Here is a 19,556-nt window from a genome sequence, read left to right on the forward strand (position 1 = left end):
CGTTCGATGCAAAAGCTGGCAAGAAACAGGGTAAGGAAACTTGAGGTCGCAGCTCTTGCCGAAGGGCCGGCAAGAGCCCGTATCCTGGCGGTGGACGACGATGAGCGCAATCTGCTGGCGATCAGCGAAGTGCTCGCGACTATCGGGGAGGTCATCTGCGCCCAATCGGGCGAAGAGGCTCTGCGCTTTCTGCTGAAAGAGGAGTTCGCCGTCATTCTCCTGGATGTCCTCATGCCAGGGTTGGACGGGTATGAAACGGCCGCACTTATCCGCCAGCGCGAGCAATCCAAGCGCACCCCAATCATCTTCTTGACCGCCATCAACAAGGAGGATGCGCATATGCTGCGCGGCTATGATGCCGGCGCGGTCGACTATGTGTTCAAGCCATTCGATCCGATCATGCTGCGTTCGAAAGTCGCGGTTTTCGTCGAACTCCACGAGAAGACGCTCGAGATCCAGCGCAAGGCGGAGGTCGAGCAGGGACTATTGGCGCAGGCGTTGCAGGCGCACAAGGACAAGCTTCAGGCCGAACGCGCGCTGCGCAGCGCCGAGCAACGGCAGGACGCCATCCTGAATTCGTTGCCGGTCTGCTTTCATGCTCGGGCAGCCGAGCCGCCCTTTGCGGCGCGCTTTGTTACGGAGGGCGTCGAGCGCTTGACCGGCTTTGCGCCTGAATACCTGACATCGGATCCAGAGTTCGGTCTCAGCCGCGTTCATCCGGACGACCTGCCGCGATTGAGGGAAGCGCTGCTGGCGGCAAAAACCACCGGCTCCTATACGTGCGAGTTCCGCTGGCAATGCGCCAATGGCGAGTATCGCATTTTTCTCGACCAGGGGGTGATGTCGGACGGCTCAGATGGCCGTGAACCGGAAATCATCGGCACATTGCTTGACATCACCGAGCGGCGCGGTCTTGAGGATCAGCTGCTTCAATCCCAGCGCATCGACGCTATCGGCAAGCTAACCGGCGGCCTGGCGCATGATTTCAACAACCTGCTCGCCGCAATTCTCAGTGGGTTAGGGCTGCTTGAACGCCGAGCCACGTTGGATGATCAGGCGCAACAGGTACTCGACCTGACGCGGCGTTCTGCAAAACAAGGCGCTGACCTTGTCGCGCGAATGCTGGCATTCTCGCGGCGCCAGACCCTGAAGCCGGAAGCGGTGCGCCTTGCTGCGCTGAACGACACGATGAACGGATTGGTGGCGCCCGTACTGGGGGGGTTGATCCGTTTCGACTGGCAGATCGATGACACGATCTGGCCGGTGCATGTCGATGCAGGCCAACTTGAATTGGCCCTGATGAATCTGGTTTTCAACGCGCGTGACGCCATGCCCTCTGGCGGGACAATAACCGTGCATGCGCAGAATCGATCGATCGTGACGCAAACAGAGGATATTCCGCCGGGCGACTATGTCCTGATCGCCGTCAAGGACACCGGATCCGGCATACCACCCGATCTTGTCGCCAAGGTCGTCGAACCGTTCTTCACCACCAAGCCGGTCGGTAAGGGAACGGGCCTCGGTCTCAGCACGGTCTACGGCTTCATGAAGCAGTCAGGTGGGACACTTCGCATAGAAAGCGTCGTCAACCGCGGAACTACCATGCAACTCTGGCTGCCACGTTCGACCGAACAGCCGGTGGATCCTGCGGTGGAACCCGACATTGAACGAGCGTTCGCCGATGCCGGAATGGAGCACCCATCAATCCTCCTGATCGACGACAGCCATGTTTTGCGGCAATTGACCGCCGAGTCCCTTCGCCAGCGCGGTTTCGAGGTGACCTGCGCGGGAGGAGGGGCGGAGGCGCTGGCCATGATGGAGCGCACTCCCGACAAGTTCGACGTCATTATCACCGACTTCGCCATGCCACTCGTATCCGGCGTCGACGTAATCCGCTTCGCGCGCAATTTGCGCTCGGACTGGCCAGCGGTCATGATCACGGGCTATGCCGATGCCCGGGAGATTGCCGATCGGCCAGCCGACGTGCCCTTGCTCGGCAAGCCCTTCCGCGACGAGGATCTGTTCGAAGCGATTTTCTTCGCGATAGAGAATGCGGCCCCCCAAAGGATCAAAACCGGCTAGCGCTTAGGGATTGTCGACGGTCTGGCGACGTCGGCAGGCCGGGCAGATCGAGACCGCACTTTCGGGGCACGGCGACAAGGGCCGCATTCCTGATCGGCAATCTGGGTCGTTCGCGGCGCTACCAGCGCTCCTCGGTGTCGCGGTCCGGTAGGTCTATTCCGCAGCACACCCAACCAAGGCGCTGCGCTGAACCGTAGTTGTACCGAGGCACCAGGTGAGCCGGATCATCGAAGGTACCGACGTGCAGCGCGATCTCGGTTGGCGACGCGTCGTAGCAAAGGCTGAGCGGCGACCCGCATTCTGGGCAGAAGCCTCTTTGCGCGATCGGCGAAGACCTTCGATATGTTGGCGTTCCGGAATTCCAGCTCAGGCTTTGGCAGGGCATCCAGGCAAGAACTGCAAACGCGCTGCCGGTCGCTCGTCTGCACATATCGCAGTGGCAGTAGTGAACCCTCGGTTCGATCCCGGCGCTGAATCGGATCCTGCCACAGAGACATCCGCCCTTGATGGCCAAGGAGCCGGGTAGGCGCTTGCCAACCTCACGCATCAAGATCGATCAAGGCGGCGCCGAACGCTCCGATCGCAGTCAAAGAGGCACTGCCGATGTTCTTGTCGGCGATGCTCTTGTCGGTTGCGAAGGCGGTCAGCGAGCTTGAGTTTCATGGCGTTCCGAACCTGTTGCGGGGCAGTTAATGGGCATGGTGCTCGGCATTCCGCTTGCGTGTTGCCGCTGCCTTCTTTGCCGATTCCGATCGGCTTGCGGCTGACCGTGAAGCCGATGCCTTGCCGCCGCTTTTCCCACCCTTGTGGGCCGCGGGGTGTCCGGTGTGTTTACCACGACCCGAGCCGCCTTCTTTCTTGCCGCCGCCATCGTCCTTGTTGACGGTCGCCCATGCCCGGCGCTCGGATTCCTTCTCGGAAACACCGCGCTTCTCATAGCCTGCGGCAATGTGGTCGGCTTTGCGTTCCTGTTTGTCACTGTATTTCGATTTGTCGCCTCGTGGCATGGTCGTTCTCCTGGCTCAATGATGTTTGAACGGGATGCCGGCGGGAGAGTTCCAAGCGGAAATTCAGAAAACTGAAAACGCGGGCGAGGATTTCGACCAACGCGGAGCGCTATTGCTCCGGAGCCGTGGCGGGTGCCGTGCAGCGGCGGCCCACGGCACCGATCACGCGTTTCTTGAAGCGACCGAGCACGGCAAGCGTCTCCCTGGAGACGACGTCGTCGCGTGCCGTCTACTCGGTAGCCCAATGCAATGAAATACGTTCCGCGACCTCAGTAGCCACCGACCACCGGCAGGATCTCTCCCGTGATGTAACTCGAGCAATGCGACGAGGCGAGGAACACGTAAGCCGGGGCAAGTTCTTCCGGTTGCGCTGGCCGTTTCATCGGCGTATCCGCGCCGAATTTCGAGACGTCGTCGGCTTCCTTGTCCGAAGGGTTGAGCGGCGTCCACACCGGACCTGGCGCGACCGCGTTTACCCGGATGCCCTTGCCGATCAGATTGCCCGAAAGCGCTCGCGTGAAGGCATGAATGCCGCCCTTGGTCATCGAATAGTCAACCAGTTGCTTGGAACCGTCGATGCCGGTCACCGAACCGGTATTGATGATCGCGGAGCCCGGCTCCATGTGCGGCACGCTCTCCTGCGCCATATGAAAATAGCCGTAAAGATTGGTCTTCAGCGTCGTGTCGAAATGTTCCTCGGTCAGGTCGTTGAAGTCACTGGAATGGATTTGGAAAGCGGCGTTGTTGACCAGCACGTCGATCCTGCCGAATTTTTCGACCGTCAGCGCCACGGCGTTGCGGCAATGCTCGCGTTCACTGACATCGGCTTTTATCAGTATGCAACGCCGGCCTTCCTTTTCGACGGCGTTTTTGGTCGCTTCGGCGTCCCTGTCTTCACTCAAGTATACGATCGCAATGTCGGCGCCCTCGCGGGCGAACAAGACTGCCACCGAACGGCCGATGCCGGAATCACCACCCGTGATAAGCGCTACCTTGTCATCGAGTTTTTTCGATCCGAGGTAGTAAGGCGCATCGTAGAGCGGAGCGGGCTCGATCGCCCATTCATGCCCCGGTTTGGGTTGATGCTGCTCGGGAAAAGGTGGCTCGGGATATTTGCGAGCGCCGGCTTGCATCGCTTGTTGCATTTTGCCATTGCTCTTCGTCTCGTCTTTGGCGTCGATACCACGCTGGATATGGCGTTGCTTGGCGGCTTCGGCTGAAGTCTGCGACTTAGTCTGCATGGCTTTCTCCTGTGCTCGGAGAACGAACAACGCATGCCGGGCAAAAAAGTTTGCGCAAATATCTCGATCCCGAAAGGGCTCGCCATTGCGAACAGCCTGTGAAGAGCGTGGAGCATTGGTCGTCAATGAGATCGGAACTGCCATGCCGGCGGCGTTCAGACAAACACCACATTCATTACCCGCTCAAAGCACGCTTTTTTCAGAACCATAGGGTTTGGCAATGCGGACCATGCCTTTCGTCCGAAGGCGCTGGTATAAATAGAAAATCGTCATCAAGCCGATTGCTGTTCCAGCACCAAGACACAGCGCGAGCAATAGTTCTGCACCGACACGAAACGCAAGCAGAGTAACGCCCGCCGCAGCGACGATGGCATTTATGAATGCGATCATAGTCGCTGCGGTGGTCAGGTAGGCCAGGAGAGGCCCAGTACGAAGAGAAGGTTCGGCGTCATTTTCGGGCCAGCGACCGAATTCCTTGGAAAACTGGAAGGCAGCCTCGTCGCCCAAAGTTCGATAGTAGGCTCTGATCCGGGCAATGCCGATATGGGCCTGCATGTTCTCAGCGGCGATGTCGACCAACCTCAAGACGGTAAAGGCACCCAGTAAAAAGACCGATGGCAGCACAACCGCGACAAACGGCAGGAAGAACTCGGAGGACTGCGTAACAAAGCCCGTTGCCACCAGAGCGCTCGACAGAGACATAATGTAGATGGTCGTTCGCGACGCCATTTCACTTATGGACGTGCTGATCGCTGTCTGCTGCACGAAATGCTCTGTCGTCAGGGCCGCGAGAAACGAAGCATCGGGTGTCGACGTGTCAGCCATGGAGTATGCTCCTGTCGGATAGACCTGTGTTTTTCTTCGGTATAGTGCTTGCGAGGCTGGCCGCCACTGGATGCCGACGTCTGACCCATGCCGGTTTTATTGTGCCATATCCAGCGAGCCCGCATCACCGATCAGAAAGGGCCGATCATGTGGTCAGCAGATGCTGGCCATATCGCAGGCGAAATGTCTGCCGTGGTCAATCTGTATGGCTTCCTGTTGGGGATCCGGGTCGAAGCGCATTCGCGGCGCGGTTGCAGTTGGGGGCGGTTCCGCGGCGGCGCTGATGCGAGTTCGCGCATTCGTGGCAGCGGCCTCGAAACAAATTCGGTCTCTAGGCCGGCAACGCGAATTCACCGGCAAGTTCACTGGTGCGGGCTTGCGGGTCGACTTTTCGGTGGCGAAGCCCATGACCACGGTCCACCACACTCATAAATCAGCAGCCCGGATCCTGCTTACTGCGGCATCGCCAGGCCCTGCCGCAATCCTGTCGCCACGACTGAGACCCTGAATTTTCCGGCGAGTGCCCGGTCGAATATGGCGCCGACGATGATGTCGGCGTCGGCGTCGACCTCCTCGCGGATGCGGGTGGCGGCCTCATCGACTTCGAACAGCGTCATGTCCATGCCGCCCGAGATCGAAACCAGGACGCCCTTGGCGCCGATCATCGAGGCTTCGTCGAGAAGCGGGTTTGCTATCGCCGCTTCGGCGGCCTTCCTGGCGCGGTCCTCGCCCGTGGCTTCCCCGGTACCCATCATTGCGCGGCCCATGTCGCGCATCACCGACTTCACGTCAGCGAAGTCGAGATTGATCAGCCCCTCCTTGACGATGAGATCGGTTATGCAGCCGACGCCGGAATAAAGGACGCGATCAGCCATGGCGAAGGCGTCCGCGAAAGTCGTCTTTGCGTCGGCGATCCTGAAGAGGTTCTGGTTCGGAATAACGATCACGGTATCGGCGCATTCGCGAAGCTGCTCGATGCCCTCTTCGGCGGCTTGCATGCGGCGCTTCCCTTCGAAGGTGAACGGCTTGGTGACGACGGCCACGGTCAGGATGCCGGCTGCCCGTGCAGCGTTCGCTATGACGGGCGCGGCACCGGTTCCAGTTCCGCCTCCCATGCCGGCCGTCACGAAGCACATATGGGTTCCCGCAAGGTGGTCCCTGATCTCGTCGATCGATTCCTCGGCTGCCGCGCGGCCGACCGCCGGCAGGGACCCGGCGCCCAGGCCTTCCGTGACATGGGCACCCAACTGGATCAGCCGCGATGCTTTCGACATGGTCAGTGCCTGGGCATCGGTGTTGGCGACGATGAACTCCGCCCCCTGCAGATTTTCGGCAATCATGTTGTTGACCGCGTTGCCGCCGCCACCGCCGACACCAATAACGGTTATCTTCGGTCGCATTTCAGAGATGACGGGCCTTGCCGCGGTGCTCATCGTCTTGTTCTCCTTGGAATTGGTCGACAAAAGGTTTCCGGAACGCGCCGCTTGAACACGCCAGGTGCAAGAATCAGGTTCTATCGCCTTGGCACAGGGAATCAGAGGGTGAACTTTGCGGCAAGACAAGATGTGGGACTTGTACCATATACGCCTGCACGAACCGACGTTTTGAATGGGTCTCCAGTCCGATGTTCCGGAATTCGCTCGGCCGATCGACGCCTGAGGCTTACCGGATCGGCATCTTGCCGCCAAACAGTGGCTGATGGGCCCGCATCAGGGCGGCAATCCGGTCGGCAACCTTTCGTACCGGCGGGGAGTGGCGTTCCTCATGATGGGTGACGATCCACTGGTCGGTTTCGAGTTCGGGGATAGGCTGAGCGACGCGAACCAGCCGCGGATCGCTGTCACCGACAAAGCACGGAAAGACGGAAAGGCCGGCGCCGGCGGCCACCAGTTCGCGCACTGAATGGGTGTTGTTGCCGCGCACGGCGATGCGATCGCCGTGATGGGCTTGCAGCCAGCGCGCCGAGGCAATGTTTGCCCCTTCGCCGGTGACGCCGACGAACAAGCCGGCGGCGATGCCGTTGATCAGGTGGCGTCCGGAATAGATGGCATAGGCGACCTTGCCGCTCTGGCGGCCGGCCAGCCACTGGTCGGTTGGGCGCTCGCTGCGGATGCCGATATCGGCGGCGCGGCGACCGATGTCGACCCGGTCGGTGGTGGTGACGAGTTCCACCCTGATGCCGTCATCGACGGTCCAGATTTCGCCGATGTGGGCCGAAACGAAGGCCGAGGTCCAAGGCCCGGCCGAGACGCGGACAATGCGGTCGGGCAGGTTTCCCTCGCGCCAGCGGGTTAGCGACTGCATTGCTGCTTCGACGTCTTCGGCGCGCCGCAGCAGTTCTTCACCGACCGGGGTTAGTCGGTAGCCGGTCTGCTGACGTACGAACAGCGCTTCGCCGATCTGCTTTTCGAGCGCGGTGACGCGTCGTCCGAGTGTGGCTGCGCTGAGGCGCGTGGTTGCCGTCGCCGCGCTCAGGCCACCCAGCCGCGCAACGTCGAGAAACAACCTCAGATCGTCCCAGCCAATATCCATTTTGCAGAAATGAAAAACTCCTTGCGACCGTGGCTGTAGCGCGAAGCGGACATCATGCGCAAGTATGCAGCCATTGGAGGCGTTGGATAATCCTGCCCTGGCAGGAAAATGACAGGCACGCCTCGGTGGCCAGGAAGTCAGCCCAATCCGTTCGATCGTGCATACGCTTTGCGCGATTGCTTTGCGTTTTCGACCAACTCAAGAGCGTGAGGTATTTCGCTCACCAAGGAGACGATCATGTTGCATGCACTTCGACACCGTTTCGCCCGATGGCTTGCCTATCGCCAGACGATTGCGAGCTTGAGGCGGCTTCCAGACAGCATATTGGCGGATGCGGGCCTTTCTCGCGAAGAGATCCGCGAGCGTGCCCGCGACGCCAGCCTGCGTCGCTGAGATTGGAGGCGGGCATGCAGAGAATGGAGCCGGCGGCGAGAAGCAATCAGGCGTCGTCTCCTCACTGCTGAGCTGCGGCTAGAATGCGCCAATACGGCCGCCATGCTTGATGCGGCCGCAGTTTCGCTCCACATCGTGAGGATGAAGACCGATATATCCGAGCGGCGGCGGACTTTGCTGTGGGCCTTGCCCGCATCGCTGGTCCTGCATGCGCTCATCACCGCGTTCCTGGTCTATGGCCTGCCCGTTCCTGCCCAGCAGCCGCAGGAGGAGCAAGCGGTGAACGTCGCGCTCGTGCCGCCGCCCGAACCGCCAAAGCCGAAACCCGCTCCCGCGCCGCGTCCACCGCAACCCGAAAAGCCGCCGGAGCAGAAGGTTGAAAAGCCGGCACCGGAAAAGCTGCCGCCAATCGAGGTCCTGAAGCCTGTTTTTCAGTTCGGCGACAAAGACACTGGCCCCAAAAAATCCTTAAATGGAGGCAGCGCTCAAGACAATGTGCCATCGCCGGCCAAGGATAACGAGCCACAGTCGGCTGTTGCGCCAAAGGATGCGGAGAGTAAACCCGCCCCAGCGCCAGACGCCGGAGAGCCGACAGAGTCAGCCAAGACTAATGAGAAGCCGGAAGCGGACAAACAGGAGGCTGCGACCCCACCCTCTGACAAACAGGCATCCGCGGCCGCAATGCCTTTGGCTGCCCCTGGGGACGACGGTGAGATCGAGCTTCCCGCGTCGGCTCAGGCGCCTCGGACCAAACCCGAAAACGTGCCGAAACCCCGCCCCGCAAAGGCTACGAAGTCAGGACGCGGAATCACCGAAGAGCCAAACTCCACGGACGTGGCCGCGGCTACACCGCGGCCATATTCGGGCCTTCCGGGCGTTCGCAAACTCTTTTCGCAAGGCGCCACCGGTGATGTGTTCGCAACGAACTCGATGGCCGACGTGCCTCGCGATCAACGGGCCGCCAGACTTTGCGCCAGCGTTCTGGAGCAAGAGTTGAACGACGCCTCTTATTCTCCCCAATTGATCCCAAGCATTCCGCTTAAGGCCGGCAATGTTCTTGACGCCCCCGACACCGCTTTCCGGACGGCAACGACATGGTACCATCTGAGCTTCCGATGCGGTATCGACATCAATGCGACGCGGGTCACGTCGTTCGCCTTCCGTGTCGGAGCCGCCGCCTCGCCCGACGAAAGCGCCTTTCTTGATCGGGACGTTCGTCGGCGGCGCGGTCCCGGCTGAGACGGCTTCCCAGTAGTCTGTCGGGGCGCACATCAAGTTTCACCGCACATATGGATCGTCTTGAATGCCTGCTTCAATCCGCCGGGCGATTGGCTTTGCGCCACTCCTCATATTCGCCGCGGGCATCGTCATGCAGCGGATAGTATCGCTGCAGCGGTGCGCCCTGCATCAGCTTCTCTCGCGAGAACTCTTCCCAATCGTGATGCTTCTGGGATTCCTCGATCACCTTTGCGGCCATTGCGACGGGAAGCACAACCGCCCCGTCGTCGTCCGCCACTATGATGTCGCCGGGGATCACTGTGACACCGCCGCAGGCGATCGGAACGTTGACGGCGTTCGGATAGATGCTGGTTTGCACATGGTAGTTGGGCGTCCAGCCGCGCAGCCATAGGGGCAGATCGAGCTTCTCGACATTGGGCCGGTCGCGCATGCAGCCGTCGATGACGATGCCCGCGCCGCCTCTGCCCTTGAAATAGGTCGACATCATATCGCCGAAGACGCCCGAGCTCATGTCACCGCGCGCGTCGACGACGACCACATCGCCTTCCTGCGCGTGATAGAGCACGTGCCGGTGCAGTTGCGTTTCCGGGTCGGCGTATTCTCCCTCGCTGAAGAGGTCCGGCCGCTGCGGCAGGAACTGCAGCGTCAGCGCCGGCCCGACGATCGACTTCCCATGGTTCTGCGCCACCGGACCGACCATGTGAGGATTGCGGAAACCCATATGGCCAAGCGTGCCGGCGACCGTCGCGGCGCCGATTTCCCTCAGGGCGTCAATGAGGTCTTTGGGCGGTCGCGTGATGTCAGGGATATGCGTCATCGTGGACTCCGGTTGAGATGGAACTACCAGTTCGTAACAGACCCGTCCCGGCGCCTGAGGTGAGGCGCTTCCCAGAAACGAAAAGCCTCCGCCTGGACCGCCGCTTCGTTGACCTCGACGCCGAGGCCCGGCAGGTCGCTGACCGGATAGTCGGCACCGTCGAGCCGTGGCTGCACGGGGAAGAAGTCGGAATTGTCGAAGCCCAGCTTCGTCTCGGGTTCCCTGGTCTCGAGCCACGCGAAGTTGGGTACGGCGGCGGCGAGATGCAGGGTCGCGGCCGTGCACACCGGACCAAGCGGATTGTGCGGCATCAGGTCGACATAGTGCGCCTCGCTCCAGCCGGCGACTTTCATCGCCTCGGTGAGCCCGCCCACATTGCAGACATCGAGACGGTTGAACTGATGGATGCCGCGCTCGATGTAGGGCAGGAACTGCCACTTGCTGGCAAATTCCTCGCCGATGGCAAAGGGAATGTCGGTCATCCTGCGCAGGGATTCGTAGGCTTCAGGTGTCTCGTCGCGGATCGGCTCCTCGAGAAAATCAAGCACGCCGCGGCCGAGCTTGTTGCAGAAGCTCGCCGCCTCTGCCACCGACAGCCGATGATGATAGTCGATGCCGAGGACGACGTCGTCGCCCAGCGCCTCGCGCGCCTTCTTCAGCATGCTTGCGGTAGCGCCGATCGACTCGCGGGGTTCGAAGATGTCCCTGCTGCTTTGCCCTGCGGGGAAGAAGCGGATCGCCTGCCACCCCCGTGCGCGCAGCTCCCGGGCTCGTTCGACGGCGGCATCGCCCTCGGCCTCGTCTCCGGTCGAGGCGAAGGTGGGGATGCGATCGCGCTGCTTGCCGCCCAGCAGTTCGTAGACCGGCACCCCCAGCGCCTTGCCCTTGATGTCGTGCAGGGCGATGTCGATGGCGGAGATCGCCGCCTGCAGAACGCGCCCGCCTTCGAAGTACTGGCTGCGATATGCCTCCTGCCAGATCCGCCCGATCTGCGTAGGATCGCGGCCGATGAGAAATTCGCGATAATGCTCGACCGCGCCGGCAACGGCCTTTTCGCGCCCGCTCAAGCCGCTCTCGCCCCAGCCGAAGACGCCTTGGTCGGTCTCGATCTTGACGAGCATCTGATTACGCGTTCCAACCCATACAGGATAGGGTTTGATCGCGGTGATCTTAAGCTTTTCAGTCATCCCCAACGTTCCCAATGAACCCCGTCTTGTCTCAGCCGGCCTTGAGGGCCAGTTCAGTTTCGCCATCGAACAGATGCAGCCGCTCCTGGTCGAACTCGAGCCAGATCTGCTCGTCAGGTGCGACGGCGATGTTGGGGGACACGCTGATGTTGACGATGGCGCCTGACAGCAACGCCTGCACGAAGGTGACGTCTCCGGTCGGCTCCACTGTATAGGCCCTGGCCGGGACGCTGCCTGGCACCGCGCTCTTGTGGAGCCTGATGGTCGAGTGACGTGCGCCGAGCACGACTTTCCTCGACGTTGCCTTCGCAACCTTCCGGGCGTTGAGCGGCGAGAGCTCAAGGCTCCAGCCCTCCGCGCCGGTCAACGCAGTGTTGCCGTTTGCTGTCGATGCCTCCAGTGGAACAAGGCTCATCGCCGGGCTGCCGATGAAGCTGGCGACGAACATGTTCACCGGATGGGCAAAGACCTGCGCCGGAGAATCGTATTGCAACAGGTAGCCGCCGTTCATCACCGCCATCTTGTCGGCCATGGTCACGGCTTCGAGCTGGTCGTGCGTGACATAGATGATGGTCGCCTTGAGGTCCTGGTGGAAGCGCTTGATCTCCGAGCGCATCTGGACGCGCAGTTTGGCGTCGAGGTTGGAGAGCGGCTCGTCCATGAGGAAAACGGCAGGGTCGCGGACGAGGGCGCGCCCCAAGGCGACACGTTGCTGCTGCCCGCCTGAAAGTTCGCGCGGCTTGCGCTCGAGCAGGTGCGTCATGTCGAGCACGCGCGCCGCTTCCTTGACCTTCCTGTCGATCTCGTCCCTGGGCAGCTTGCGCATCTGCAGCGGGAACGCCAGGTTCTTGTAGACCGATTTCTGCGGGTAGAGCGCGTAGTTCTGGAACACCATCGCGATGTCCCGGTCCTTGGGGTCGAGGTCGTTGACCACGCGGTCGCCGATGACGATGTCGCCCGATGTGACCGGGATCAATCCCGCGACAAGATTGAGCGTGGTTGTCTTGCCGCAGCCCGAAGGGCCGACGAGCGCAACGAACTCGCCGTCATTGACCGTCAGCGAAACGTCGTTGACAGCCTTGAAGCCGCCATAGGTCTTGACGAGATCTCTCAGGACCACGTGGGCCATCGGCAACTCCCTACGGCATGATGCCGAAAAGTGTGAAGCGGTTTTCGGACGACATCATGCTCTATCTCTTTGATTTAGAGGCGGATTCAGATTTCAGGTCGAACAGACCTGAAATCATCCGGCTCTAGTGTTTGACCGCGCCTTCTGTAAGGGCGCGTACGAAGTATCGTTGCAGGAGGAGGAACAGCACCACGACGGGCACGCTCATCATGAAGCTGGCCGCCATCAGGCCCGGAAAGTCCGTCGTATTCTCCGAGAAGAAACGCTGTATGCCGACCGGCAGGGTCAACTGCTCGTTCTTGGAAAGGAAGGTGTAGGCATAGATGTACTCGTTCCAGGCGCCAATGAAGGAATAGATCGCGGTGGCGATGATACCGGGCGTCGACAGAGGCATCACGATCAGGATGAAGGCCTGGAACCGGGTCGCCCCATCGATCCGCGCCGCCTGCTCGAGCTGCACCGGAATGTTGTCGTAAAAGCCCTTGAGCAGCCAGATCGCCAGCGGCAGGCCGAAGGTGAGATAGGTGAGAATGAGCGAGCCATGCGTGTTCACCAGCCCGATCGCGCGCATCAGGATGAAGAGCGGCACGAGAAAGATCACCGCCGGGAACATGTTGCGCAAAAGCACGGTGAAGAACAGGAAGTTTCGACCGGGGAAACGAAAGCGCGAAAAGGCGTAGGCCGCAGGAACGGCCACGATCACCGAAAGGATTGTGGTGACCGTCGACACGTAGAGGCTGTTCCAGAAAAAACGCAGGAAGTCCTGACCGACGCTGTTTTGCGGATCGAGCAGCTTCTGGTAGCTGGCCAGGGTAGGCTCTTCCGGCCACCATTGCGGCGGGAACTGCATCGCCGCGAAGCCGGACTTGATCGAGGTGATCAGCATCCAGATCATCGGCAACGCGGTGTAAAGCAGCATGAACACGAGGAAGATGCGCCCGGCCCAACGCCATCCGTCGATGCGCATGCGGCGCCGGGCCGGACGTCGAGGGACTGTCTCGACGATCGTGCTCATGCGCTCCCCTCTTTGCGCTCGTTGCCGGCCAGCGCACGGACGTAGAAGTAGCCCAGCACCATCAGCATGAGGAACAGGAGTACCGAATAGGCCGATGCGACGCCCCATCGCTGCCGGCCGAAGGCGAGCTCATAAATGTGGGTGATCCAGATGTGCGAAGCGTTCGACGGCCCGCCACCGGTCATGATCCACGGGATGATGAAGGAATTGAAATTGGCCACTGCGAGCAGCAGGATCGTCACCGTCGAGACGTTGCGCAGATGCGGGAAGGTGACGTGCCAGAAACGCTGCCATGCATTGGCCCCGTCGACTTCCGCGGCGCGCAGCAACTGGTCGGGGACCGTCTGCAAACCGGCCATCATCATGATCATGGCAAACGGAAACTCGCGCCAGATATTGACGACGATCAAGGAGGGCAGCACCGTGCTGACGTTGTCGATGAAGTTCGGCGGCCGGTCAGCCAATCCGAGGCCGACCAGCACCGCGCCGATGATGCCGAAGTCCGAATGGTAGATCCACTTCCAGATATAGGAGGCGGCAACCGCGCTGATGACCCAGGGAATGATCAGGATAGCGCGCAGGACACCCCGGCCGATAAACTCGCGGTGGAGGGCCAGCGCGGCGGCAAATCCCAAGGCAAAGGCAACGAAGGTAGATGCGATCGTCCAGATCAGGGTGTTCAAGGTGACTTTCCAGAACACCTGACTGGTGAGGATGGCCGTGTAGTTGTCCAATCCGATGAAGGTCTTGTCGCGGAGCTGCAGGCCAGGCGGCGTCTTAAAGAACGACAGCTCGACCGTGTAGTAGATCGGATAGGCGATGACGATGAGCATCACGGCGATCGCTGGAAGCACGTATGCGTAGTCGGCGCGATGCTCCCAGATATTCCGCAGCATGCCGGAGCTACCGGGTTGCAATCTTCGGCGAGCCTCGGCCTTGCCGGTCACGATCGTCACGATGGCGTGCCCTTGTTGTTAGGAGCAAACCGGCTGCACGCATGTCGGCACAGCCGGTCGGATCGCAGGTCAGGCCCGGACTAGAGTCCGTCCATCAGGTTTTTCACCTTCTCGGCCGCATCGTCGGCAGCCTGGTCGACGGTCATCGCTCCGGTCAGGGCGTTCTGCAGCATGTCCGGGACGATGATATTCATGATCTCGGGCGATTGCGGCAGCGCCGGGAACGGAATGCCGTATGGCAACATCGAGGTGGTGACATCGAGGAACTTGATGTTGTCCAGACGTTCCTTCATCCATTTGGTCTTGAAGCCGTTGAGGTTGCCCGGGTTCGAGCCGGCATACGCCATCTTCAACGACCATTCAGGGCTCGTCCACATGCAGATGATGGCCTTTGCGGCCGGCTCGTCCACCTTGCCGCCCTCGACATATTCGGGCTTCAGGATGTGAATGTTCGAGCCACCAAACACGACGGCCCGCTTGCCGTCGGGGCCGGTCGGAATCAGGCCATAGCGCATGTTGTCGATGACAGTCTGCGCCTTGTCCTTGTCGGCGCCCGTTGCCTTCTTCTGCAGGTCGAGCATGACGTTATAGTCGGACGGGTGCGAGACCATCATGCCGAGTTGGCCGGCGACGAACAGGGGCTGGTTATCGGCCTGCTGGTTGGTGAGGGCCGAAACCGGAACCGACTTGTCGCGAACATACATGTCGTAGGAGGCTTGCAACGCCGCCTTGCTCTGCGGGCTATTGAGCTCGACCTCCTTATAGGTCGGGTTCGCGGAGGCTTCGTCGAAGACACCGCCGCCATAGGCCCATAGCTGCGGCATGAAGCGGTACGGCGTGTTGCCGGCGTTCTTTCGCGCCACGAGGCCGTAGCCGGCAATGCCGAGCTTGTCATGGATCTGCTTGGAATATTTGACGACGTCGTCCCAGGTCGCCGGAGCCTTGTCCGGATCGAGGCCCGCACGCTTGAAAATGTCGGCGTTCCAGATGAACGCCATCGTCTCATTGTTGGTGGGAATGCCGTAGGTCACGCCATCCCAGGTTACCGCCTTCATGGCGCCGGGCCAGAAATCCTCTGTGGGATAGCCCACATCTTCCGGCTTGAGCGGCTGCAGATAACCCTTCGAGGCGAACTCGGTTCCGCCCAGGATTTGCAGGCGGACCGCCATCGGCGCGGCGTTGCCCAGCAGCGCCGTGCGGAATTTGTCGAGAAGGTCGTTGTAGGTGAGGGCCTGATCCTCGAGCTGGATGTTCGGATAGGTCTTGCGGAACGTCTCGAAGAAATCCTTGTAGTACTGACGCAGCAGGTCGGGGTCGCCCTCGAACACGCCCTGATACCAGAACGTCAGTCGCCCCTTGTAGTCGAGCGGGGTGACCTTGCCGCAATCGGCGGCCGTGTCGAAATTCTGTGTGCCGGCGATGGAGCGCACATACTCCGGCGACCACTTGCTCAAATCGACCGGCGGCGCACCCAATGCCGATCCCGACATCAGCGACGCCATCAAAGCAGTGGCTACAGTGCCGCGCAGGACGGCACCGCCGAGTGTAATCCTCGTCATAGTATCCTCCCAGATTCTCCCATGCCGCTATGCGCCAAGGGGCTCGTCCGACCGTGCGGGATGCGTCCTTCTGCTCAATGTATCCCTTCGATCATCTGGTACGTTTTCAGATCGTGGATTGCCTGTCAACGCACCCGATCGTACATTGTTTGCGAAACCCGTGTATGATATCGGGCTAAATGATGTACTAATCGGGGGAGCCGGCTTTGGCCGAAACAAGCGATTTCAAAGCAGAGCCACCCGCGGGGATTGATCCCATCGCGGCGTCCAGCGAGGGCGCCTCGCTTTATGAGCTGATCCGGGAAGACATCATCGAGGGACGGCTCGCCGCCAACGAACGGCTTGTGGTCACCGATCTCGCCCGGCGTCACGGCACCTCGACCAACCCCGTACGCGAGGCGCTGCAGCTGTTGCGAGGGGAGGGCTTCGTCACCTTTGTCGCCAACCGTGGCGCCCGCGTCCGACCCATCGATCAGGATTTCGTCCGGGATATCTACGAGATCGGAGTCCTAATCGAGCCGGCCCTGACGCGATGGTTCGTGAACATGGCGACCAGCGAGGACATCGCCGAACTCGAACGCATCCAGGCTCTGATCGAAGAGAACAACTTCACCGACACATTGCGGCACAGTGAACTGGATACCGCCTTCCACACCGTAATGTACCAGCGTCACTACAACCGCCATGCCGCCGAGCTTTGGTGGAAGCATCGCGAAGTGCTGCGGGCCGTGAGCCGCCGTTTCAATTTCACGCTCGCGCGGCGGGCCGCCATCATGCGTGAACACCGCGAGCTCATCGCGCATATCAAAGCGGGAAATGCCGACGAGGCCGCCGAACTCATTGCCCGCCATGTCGAGGGCTCCGGCCGGCACGTTCTCGAACAGATGCGTGCGCGCAATGCCGCTCGGGCCGGATAGAATTCCAGCCCAGAACATCATTGGTCCAGCCATCAGACAGAGGTAGTTGAGAGATGAAAATCACGAGCGTTCGGCCGTGGCTGATCAAGTCCGATGCTTCCTATTGGGGAGAGTTCCTGTTCGTCGAGGTGACGACCGACGAAGGGGTGAGTGGCTGGGGGGAAATCACCACCACCACAAGGCTCGCCAACCGCGCGCTCTGCACGATCCTGCGGCAGATCGGTGTTGCCGTCACAGGCGAGGATCCGGCGCGCATCGAGCATCTCTGGCACAAGATTTTCCGCAGCTTCACCTATATGGGCAGCCGCGGCGCCGCTGTCGAATGCGTGAGCGCTATCGACATAGCGCTCTGGGACATTCGCGGCAAAGTTCTCGGCAAGCCGATCTACGAGCTGCTGGGCGGTCCGGTACGCGATGAAATCGCGCTCTATACCCACCCCAACCAGGCCAAGTTTACCAGCAAGGAGGCTGTGGTCCGCGAAATTCGAGACATCGTCGAATCCGGACACACCGGGCTGAAGTTCGATCCTTTCCCCCACCAGGGTCGCACCGCCGATGGCGTGGCGCGCGAACAGCGGGACGGCTACCTGGATGGCAGCATGACCCGCAAGGACGAGCGCGAGGCCGCCGAACTCACGGCCCTGATCCGCGAAACGGCGGGGCCCGATGTCGACATTCTGATCGATGCGCATGGCCGCTTCGATGTGCCCACCGCCATTCGCCTCTGCCGGAGCCTCGAGGAAGCCGGCCAGATCGACTGGTTCGAGGAGCCTTGCCCGCCCGAGAGCCTCAATGCCCTCAAGCAGGTGCGTGAGAAGGTCAGCGCCGCCATCTCGTGGGGCGAGCGCGGCCACACCAAGTGGGATTTCGTGCCCGTGCTCGAGAACAGGCTTGCGGACTACATCATGCCGGACGTTACCTGGACCGGCGGCATTACCGAACTGAAGAAGATTTCCGCCCTGTGCGAAGCCTACTATATCCCGGTCTCGCCCCATGACGCCGCGGGACCGATCAACGTGGTTGCGGGAGCGCAGGTGATGATGACGGTTCCCAACTTCTACAAGCTCGAAACGTCGGAGTGGAACCTCGATAAATACAATCACCTGATCGACAGACCGCTCGAGGTTTCGAACGGCAGTCTCAAGCTCACGTCGAAGCCGGGCCTGGGCGTCGAGATGAACCGCGACTACCTGCAGGCCCACGAGATAGAGCTTGGCTAGCAACGCTTGTGCCGGCCGGGCGTGCGGGGCGCCACCAATCAGAACGAGGATCAGCCATGGCAAAGACGGGTAGCGCCGGCGAGGCGCTCAATCGGGCAAATACGAACTCCAGGCCGAGCGACCTGCGCATCACCGACCTGCGCGTCGCCGAGATCGTCGGCGCACCGTTCACCTCCGCGCTGATCAAGATCTACACCAACCAGGGCATTGTCGGCCTGGGCGAAGTGCGCGACGGCGCCAGCGCGACCTATGCGCTGATGCTGAAGAGCCGGTTGCTGGGCGAGAACCCTTGCGACGTCGACCGGCTGTTCCGGCGCATCAAGCAATTTGGTGGCCATGGACGGCAAGGTGGCGGCGTCTCGGCAGTCGAGATCGCGCTTTGGGACCTCGCCGGCAAGGCGTACGGCGTGCCGATCTACCAGATGCTGGGCGGGCGGTTTCGCGACAAGGTGCGTGTCTATTGCGACACCGATGCGGACAAGCCCAGCGGCACGGAGACCGGAAAGCGGCTCAAGGCGCGGATGGATCTCGGTTTCACCTTCCTCAAGATGGACCTCGGGCTGGCGCAGATCTCCCATATCCCGGGCGCAGTGGTGGCGCCGGCCGGCGTGCTCGACGGTTTCCGCAGCCATGCCGCTCGCGGCCCGGCACGCACGCTGGACGAGCGCCGGGCGCGCAACGCCGCCTATGATGCGCAGAACGTGCCGCATCCCTTCACCGGCCTCCATTTCACCGAAAAGGGCCTCGACCTGCTCGATCGATATATCCACGAGGTCCGCGAGGTGATCGGCTACGAGGTCCCGCTCGCCATCGACCATGTCGGCCACATCTCGCTGCAGGACGGCATCCGTCTGGCCCGGCGGATCGAGAAATACGCACCGGCCTGGCTCGAGGACGTGATCCCCTGGCAGTACACCGAGCAGTATCGGCAGTTGCAGCAGGCGACCTCGGTGCCGATCTGCACGGGTGAGGACATCTACCTCAAGGAAGGCTTCGAGCCGCTGCTCAACGCCGGCATCTCGGTCATCCATCCGGATCTGCTGACCACCGGCGGCATTCTCGAGACCAAGAAGATCGGCGACGCGGCGCAGGAGCATGGCGTCGCCATGGCCATTCACATGGCGGAAAGCCCGATCGCGGCAATGGCCGCCGCGCATGTCGCGGTGGCGACGGAAAACTTCATGGCGCTCGAATATCACAGCGTCGAAGTCGACTGGTGGGACGATATCGTCACCGGCCTGCCCAAGCCGCTGGTCAAGGACGGCTTCATCACCGTGCCCGACAAGCCTGGTCTGGGCATCGACGACATCGTCGACGAAGTGATCAGCCAGCACCTGCAGCCCGGCGTCACCGGCATCTGGCAACCGACCGATCACTGGGACGACGAATATTCCTGGGACCGCACCTGGAGCTGACTCTACACTTCTCTCCTCGGAG

At 61.3% G+C, this 19,556-nt stretch carries 18 protein-coding genes; 6 read left to right on the forward strand and 12 right to left on the reverse strand.

Annotated features, from left to right (window positions below; all coding sequences use genetic code 11):
- Nucleotides 1–6: 6 nt before the first annotated feature.
- A complete protein-coding gene (locus NKI15_RS08235) occupies nt 7–2,082 on the forward strand; it encodes a PAS domain-containing hybrid sensor histidine kinase/response regulator (protein WP_352513817.1) in 2,076 nt (691 codons plus the stop codon).
- A 118-nt stretch (nt 2,083–2,200) separates the two neighbouring features.
- Here the strand turns inward: NKI15_RS08235 and NKI15_RS08240 are convergent, their stop codons facing one another.
- The 6 genes from NKI15_RS08240 to NKI15_RS08265 form a co-directional block, all read right to left on the reverse strand.
- A complete protein-coding gene (locus NKI15_RS08240) occupies nt 2,201–2,629 on the reverse strand; it encodes a GFA family protein (RefSeq protein ID WP_081731301.1) in 429 nt (142 codons plus the stop codon).
- 142 nt (nt 2,630–2,771) lie between these two features.
- Complete coding sequence (locus tag NKI15_RS08245; protein ID WP_023687854.1) at nt 2,772–3,089, reverse strand: hypothetical protein; 318 nt, start codon at nt 3,087–3,089, stop codon at nt 2,772–2,774.
- Between the two features lie 269 nt (nt 3,090–3,358).
- Entirely contained in the window at nt 3,359–4,330 is a 972-nt protein-coding gene (locus NKI15_RS08250) for an SDR family oxidoreductase (protein WP_023687856.1), read from the reverse strand.
- Between the two features lie 183 nt (nt 4,331–4,513).
- On the reverse strand, nt 4,514–5,155 hold the full coding sequence (locus tag NKI15_RS08255; protein WP_352513816.1) for a hypothetical protein: 642 nt from the start codon (nt 5,153–5,155) through the stop codon (nt 4,514–4,516).
- 452 nt (nt 5,156–5,607) lie between these two features.
- Nucleotides 5,608–6,588 (reverse strand): cell division protein FtsZ, encoded by a 981-nt coding sequence (ftsZ, locus tag NKI15_RS08260; protein ID WP_023712173.1) that lies wholly within the window; start codon nt 6,586–6,588, stop codon nt 5,608–5,610.
- A 229-nt stretch (nt 6,589–6,817) separates the two neighbouring features.
- The gene (locus tag NKI15_RS08265; protein ID WP_352513815.1) at nt 6,818–7,687 is read right to left on the reverse strand and encodes a LysR family transcriptional regulator; all 870 of its coding nucleotides are present in this window, start codon (nt 7,685–7,687) and stop codon (nt 6,818–6,820) included.
- A 237-nt stretch (nt 7,688–7,924) separates the two neighbouring features.
- Here NKI15_RS08265 and NKI15_RS08270 point away from each other — a divergent pair, with 237 nt between their 5' ends.
- On the forward strand, nt 7,925–8,080 hold the full coding sequence (locus NKI15_RS08270) for a YjiS-like domain-containing protein (protein ID WP_352513814.1): 156 nt from the start codon (nt 7,925–7,927) through the stop codon (nt 8,078–8,080).
- 102 nt (nt 8,081–8,182) lie between these two features.
- On the forward strand, nt 8,183–9,319 hold the full coding sequence (locus NKI15_RS08275; protein ID WP_245271886.1) for a DUF930 domain-containing protein: 1,137 nt from the start codon (nt 8,183–8,185) through the stop codon (nt 9,317–9,319).
- A gap of 73 nt (nt 9,320–9,392) precedes the next feature.
- Here the strand turns inward: NKI15_RS08275 and NKI15_RS08280 are convergent, their stop codons facing one another.
- The 6 genes from NKI15_RS08280 to NKI15_RS08305 all read right to left on the reverse strand — a co-directional run bounded on the left by NKI15_RS08280 (nt 9,393) and on the right by NKI15_RS08305 (nt 15,982).
- Nucleotides 9,393–10,136, reverse strand: coding sequence for a ribonuclease activity regulator RraA (locus NKI15_RS08280; protein ID WP_023712169.1), 744 nt, complete (start codon nt 10,134–10,136; stop codon nt 9,393–9,395).
- A gap of 23 nt (nt 10,137–10,159) precedes the next feature.
- Nucleotides 10,160–11,323: a mandelate racemase/muconate lactonizing enzyme family protein gene (locus NKI15_RS08285; RefSeq protein ID WP_023748090.1), complete on the reverse strand. Its 1,164-nt coding sequence runs from the start codon at nt 11,321–11,323 to the stop codon at nt 10,160–10,162.
- A gap of 31 nt (nt 11,324–11,354) precedes the next feature.
- The gene (locus NKI15_RS08290) at nt 11,355–12,452 is read right to left on the reverse strand and encodes an ABC transporter ATP-binding protein (protein WP_023739523.1); all 1,098 of its coding nucleotides are present in this window, start codon (nt 12,450–12,452) and stop codon (nt 11,355–11,357) included.
- A gap of 124 nt (nt 12,453–12,576) precedes the next feature.
- The gene (locus NKI15_RS08295; protein WP_023714612.1) at nt 12,577–13,467 is read right to left on the reverse strand and encodes a carbohydrate ABC transporter permease; all 891 of its coding nucleotides are present in this window, start codon (nt 13,465–13,467) and stop codon (nt 12,577–12,579) included.
- Nucleotides 13,464–14,423, reverse strand: a complete 960-nt coding sequence (locus tag NKI15_RS08300; RefSeq protein ID WP_023704648.1) for a carbohydrate ABC transporter permease — start codon at nt 14,421–14,423, stop codon at nt 13,464–13,466. Before NKI15_RS08300 ends, NKI15_RS08295 begins: the two co-directional genes overlap by 4 nt.
- Before the next feature lie 80 nt (nt 14,424–14,503).
- Nucleotides 14,504–15,982, reverse strand: a complete 1,479-nt coding sequence (locus tag NKI15_RS08305; protein ID WP_031243165.1) for an ABC transporter substrate-binding protein — start codon at nt 15,980–15,982, stop codon at nt 14,504–14,506.
- Between the two features lie 206 nt (nt 15,983–16,188).
- Here NKI15_RS08305 and NKI15_RS08310 point away from each other — a divergent pair, with 206 nt between their 5' ends.
- From NKI15_RS08310 to NKI15_RS08320, 3 genes are read left to right on the forward strand one after another with little or no spacing between them, the layout of a single operon-like run.
- Nucleotides 16,189–16,899: a GntR family transcriptional regulator gene (locus NKI15_RS08310; protein ID WP_023748094.1), complete on the forward strand. Its 711-nt coding sequence runs from the start codon at nt 16,189–16,191 to the stop codon at nt 16,897–16,899.
- Between the two features lie 53 nt (nt 16,900–16,952).
- Nucleotides 16,953–18,119 (forward strand): mandelate racemase/muconate lactonizing enzyme family protein, encoded by a 1,167-nt coding sequence (locus NKI15_RS08315; protein ID WP_023748095.1) that lies wholly within the window; start codon nt 16,953–16,955, stop codon nt 18,117–18,119.
- A gap of 56 nt (nt 18,120–18,175) precedes the next feature.
- Entirely contained in the window at nt 18,176–19,534 is a 1,359-nt protein-coding gene (locus NKI15_RS08320) for a mandelate racemase/muconate lactonizing enzyme family protein (protein ID WP_023748096.1), read from the forward strand.
- Nucleotides 19,535–19,556: the final 22 nt, after the last annotated feature.

This window comes from Mesorhizobium sp. M0862, assembly GCF_040319795.1.
In the GTDB taxonomy this organism is placed as follows: Bacteria; Pseudomonadota; Alphaproteobacteria; order Rhizobiales; family Rhizobiaceae; genus Mesorhizobium.

Excerpts from the sequence above, each read along its gene's own strand:
- NKI15_RS08235 (WP_352513817.1), top strand. The coding sequence starts at position 7 with ATGCAAAAGCTGGCAAGAAACAGGGTAAGGAAACTTGAGGTCGCAGCT.
- NKI15_RS08240 (WP_081731301.1), bottom strand. The coding sequence starts at position 2,629 with ATGCGTGAGGTTGGCAAGCGCCTACCCGGCTCCTTGGCCATCAAGGGC.
- NKI15_RS08245 (WP_023687854.1), bottom strand. The coding sequence starts at position 3,089 with ATGCCACGAGGCGACAAATCGAAATACAGTGACAAACAGGAACGCAAA.
- NKI15_RS08250 (WP_023687856.1), bottom strand. The coding sequence starts at position 4,330 with ATGCAGACTAAGTCGCAGACTTCAGCCGAAGCCGCCAAGCAACGCCAT.
- NKI15_RS08255 (WP_352513816.1), bottom strand. The coding sequence starts at position 5,155 with ATGGCTGACACGTCGACACCCGATGCTTCGTTTCTCGCGGCCCTGACG.
- ftsZ (WP_023712173.1), bottom strand. The coding sequence starts at position 6,588 with ATGAGCACCGCGGCAAGGCCCGTCATCTCTGAAATGCGACCGAAGATA.
- NKI15_RS08265 (WP_352513815.1), bottom strand. The coding sequence starts at position 7,687 with ATGGATATTGGCTGGGACGATCTGAGGTTGTTTCTCGACGTTGCGCGG.
- NKI15_RS08270 (WP_352513814.1), top strand. The coding sequence starts at position 7,925 with ATGTTGCATGCACTTCGACACCGTTTCGCCCGATGGCTTGCCTATCGC.
- NKI15_RS08275 (WP_245271886.1), top strand. The coding sequence starts at position 8,183 with ATGCTTGATGCGGCCGCAGTTTCGCTCCACATCGTGAGGATGAAGACC.
- NKI15_RS08280 (WP_023712169.1), bottom strand. The coding sequence starts at position 10,136 with ATGACGCATATCCCTGACATCACGCGACCGCCCAAAGACCTCATTGAC.
- NKI15_RS08285 (WP_023748090.1), bottom strand. The coding sequence starts at position 11,323 with ATGACTGAAAAGCTTAAGATCACCGCGATCAAACCCTATCCTGTATGG.
- NKI15_RS08290 (WP_023739523.1), bottom strand. The coding sequence starts at position 12,452 with ATGGCCCACGTGGTCCTGAGAGATCTCGTCAAGACCTATGGCGGCTTC.
- NKI15_RS08295 (WP_023714612.1), bottom strand. The coding sequence starts at position 13,467 with ATGAGCACGATCGTCGAGACAGTCCCTCGACGTCCGGCCCGGCGCCGC.
- NKI15_RS08305 (WP_031243165.1), bottom strand. The coding sequence starts at position 15,982 with ATGACGAGGATTACACTCGGCGGTGCCGTCCTGCGCGGCACTGTAGCC.
- NKI15_RS08315 (WP_023748095.1), top strand. The coding sequence starts at position 16,953 with ATGAAAATCACGAGCGTTCGGCCGTGGCTGATCAAGTCCGATGCTTCC.
- NKI15_RS08320 (WP_023748096.1), top strand. The coding sequence starts at position 18,176 with ATGGCAAAGACGGGTAGCGCCGGCGAGGCGCTCAATCGGGCAAATACG.